This is a genomic window from Prosthecobacter sp. (genome assembly GCF_044222345.1).
Taxonomy (GTDB): Bacteria; Verrucomicrobiota; Verrucomicrobiia; order Verrucomicrobiales; family Verrucomicrobiaceae; genus Prosthecobacter.
In genome coordinates this window covers 1-2961 of the sequence record NZ_JBGANL010000153.1, presented here as the reverse complement: position 1 = coordinate 2961, position 2961 = coordinate 1, and the positions used below count along the sequence as shown (strand labels likewise).

Genomic DNA, 2961 nt, shown 5'->3' with positions numbered 1-2961 from the left:
AACAGCAGTTGCTGCGGGTCATCGGCCAATGTGCGAACCATGACCACGACCATGTCGAGGTCCTGACCCGCCGCCAGGCCAGCGAACGGATCGCGCTGTTCGTGCACGGCCTCGCCGAGCGCTATCGGCGCAGCGGCCGCTCAGCCAGCGATTTTCACCTGCCGATGAGCCGCGATGAAATCGCCCGTTACCTCGGGCTGGCGCTGGAAACCGTGAGCCGCGGCTTCAGCCGCCTGCACGAGGACGGCATCATCGAGGTGCACGGCCGGCGGGTGCGTATCCTCGACGAAGACGCCCTGTATGCCGCCGCCAATGGCGGCACCGATGGCGAAAGCCCGGAGCCGCGCAAGCGCAGCAGTGGTTGAACGCCATGCGCTGTCGCGAGGGGATGGATTGGCCCAGCTTGCAGGACTGTGGGGGTTGAGTTTCGGATCCCGATTTTGATCAGACAGTGAACCTGAGCCCGTTGGCCTTGTGGGCCTGCGCCCAGCGGCAAGCGCGGGCCGCAGCCGAAGATCGCGCAGCAGCTACAGCAGATCGAAGAGCTGCCCAAGGCCAAGCGGCGGGCCATTAGCCAAGTGTTGGATTCGGTCATCGCGGCGCATCAGTAGCCGCATACTACAACCCCACAAACAACAAGTCCCGCAACTTGCGTTGCGGGACTTGTGCGTTCTGGGCGATCAGGAAGTGAACCTGACCCCGATTTCCCGACCCGCTATTCGCACTTCGGCACCTCGCCCACAAGCTCAAGCGAATTAAGGAACTCGGCTTTTGCTCGCGCCGCCATTTCTGGCCACTCGCCTTTGAATGGGGAATTGTCAACGGACCTAATTGACAGGCTAATAAAATATTGATCTGAAAACGGAATCAGGTATTCATCGTCGTCGCTGGCAAGAGGATAGGTATAGTAAAAGGCATCTACACCACCAATCTTGATGGGCTCAAATTTCAAAGTAGGCTTGATGCTTTTCATGCCGCGCATGTAGTCGGCCCTATATAAAGCGAGTCTATTTTCCGCAACTGCTAATGCCATTGCCCTGCATCCCTTCTGGTCAAGCGAAATATCAGGCCAATGTCGTATCGACATCATTATCGCGAGAGTGCTCGCCACTGATATCAGCTGATATTTTGGCCCATCCCAATGCCCTCCGAACAATGATTTTGGAGTGGTAACTTCATCCAAATTGATTTGGCTTGAAACATGTGGGGGCGGAAAATCCTTGCTCGGCGTCAGAAGCGAGGGAGACTGCACGTACAACGTCATGTCATCAATCCGAATGGCATGAGTTTGCCTTGTTGCGCCACCTGCGCCACCACCTGTTGGCTTGTGCACCCCAGTAATACCCCGCATACGGAGCCCAGCGACAGCCAGTTCCTCATAACTGCTCTCCAATCACTCATCCGCCGCCATCCTTCTTTTGCACTCCCCCCATGGATCGGGGTCAGGTAAGTTATTTGATGGGGAGAGTGAACCTGACCCCGTTATTGCCGTTATTGTTATTCTTTTTGGGAAGGCCGCTTCAAGGCATCAGGTGTTGTGCGATGAACGTGCCCTGCTGGCGGCCATGGCCTATGTGGGCCTGAACCCGATCCGCGCCGGCATGGCACGCTCACTGGACGATTCCGACCACACCAGCATCCAGCGCCGCATCCACACCGATTCGATGGGGTCGATTCGATGGGGTCAGGTTCACTTCCTGACGGCCCATAGGGTAGAGCTAAAGGACACCCCATCATCCGCGAAAAGGGGGGCAGCGCACATTAGCGTTTGAATCTGGCCCAAGACTCCAAGCATCGACCCCCCGCCTGTAGCCTGCATGTGCGAGATGACGCGTCGACGGGTATCCTGTTGCCCCCCACTGCGCCAGGTTGCAAGCATTCAGCAAGCGTTGCCCCGAGTGCGCTCCCATGGATCCCACACCCGCCACTGCAGGCGCCCACCCGCGCCAGCGCCTGCCTGCATGAGACCCGGATGAACACGAGAACCGCCCCCGCCTGGAGTCCCGATCTGGAAGCGCGCTACGCGCCGCTGGCCGCGCAGCTGGAGCGCCTGATCCCGTGCATGGAGGTGCCGATGCACCTGCCCTGGATCGATGCGATCAACACGCTCAAGCAAGAGCGCGGCGCGGTGATCATGGCGCACAACTACCAGGCGCCGGAGATCTTTTACGGCGTGGCCGACATCACCGGCGATTCGCTGCTGCTGGCGCAGAAGGCCGCGACCTGCGGCAGTGACCTGGTGGTGATGTGCGGCGTGCACTTCATGGCCGAGAGCGTCAAGGTGCTGGCTCCGGACAAGACCGTGCTGATCCCGGACATGGGCGCGGGCTGTTCGCTGGCCTCGTCGATCACCGCTGCCGACGTGCTGGCCCTGCGCGCCAAGCATCCCGGCATCCCGGTGGTCACCTACGTCAACACCTCGGCGGCGGTGAAGGCGGTGTCGGATTCCTGCTGCACCTCGGCCAATGCGGTGCAGGTGGTCGAATCGGTGGCCGCCGAGCATGGCGTCAAGCAGGTGATCTTCCTGCCGGATCGTTACCTTGGTGCGTGGGTGGCGGAACAGACCGGCATCGAATTGATCCTGTGGCAGGGTGCCTGCGAGGTGCATGAAAAATTCACCGCGATGGAAGCGAGGCATGCGCGTGCGCAGTTCGACGCGATGATCGTGGCGCATCCGGAGTGCCCGCCGGACGTGCTGGCCGAGGCAGATTTCGTCGGCTCGACCACGGCGATGGGCAAGTGGCTGGAGAAGGCCAGGCCGGAACGGGTGGCGATGATCACCGAGTGCTCGATGGCCGACAACCTGCGCAATGACTTCCCGCAGATCGAATTCATCAAGCCGTGCAATCTGTGCCCGCACATGAAGAAGATCACCTTGCCGAAGATCCATGCCGTGCTCAGCGACCTCAGCAATGAAGTGGTGGTGGAGCAGGCCGAGATCGCAGGTGCGCGGCGTGCGCT

General features: G+C 60.4%; 3 protein-coding genes and 1 pseudogene. 3 read left to right on the top strand and 1 reads right to left on the bottom strand.

All coding sequences use genetic code 11. The annotated features are described in order from the left end of the window. Positions 1-365: helix-turn-helix domain-containing protein (locus ACILSL_RS27520; RefSeq protein WP_395735272.1), on the top strand; the 365-nt coding region annotated here is incomplete at its 5' end. A gap of 350 nt (positions 366-715) precedes the next feature. Here the strand turns inward: ACILSL_RS27520 and ACILSL_RS27515 are convergent. After that, on the bottom strand, positions 716-1333 hold the full coding sequence (locus ACILSL_RS27515; RefSeq protein ID WP_395735271.1) for a hypothetical protein: 618 nt from the start codon (positions 1331-1333) through the stop codon (positions 716-718). A gap of 171 nt (positions 1334-1504) precedes the next feature. Here ACILSL_RS27515 and ACILSL_RS27510 point away from each other — a divergent pair. After that, positions 1505-1664: pseudogene (locus ACILSL_RS27510) on the top strand (transposase); the annotation flags it as partial. 308 nt (positions 1665-1972) lie between these two features. Then, positions 1973-2961, top strand: a 989-nt coding sequence (gene nadA / locus ACILSL_RS27505; protein WP_395735270.1) for a quinolinate synthase NadA, incomplete at its 3' end; no start/stop codon positions are given.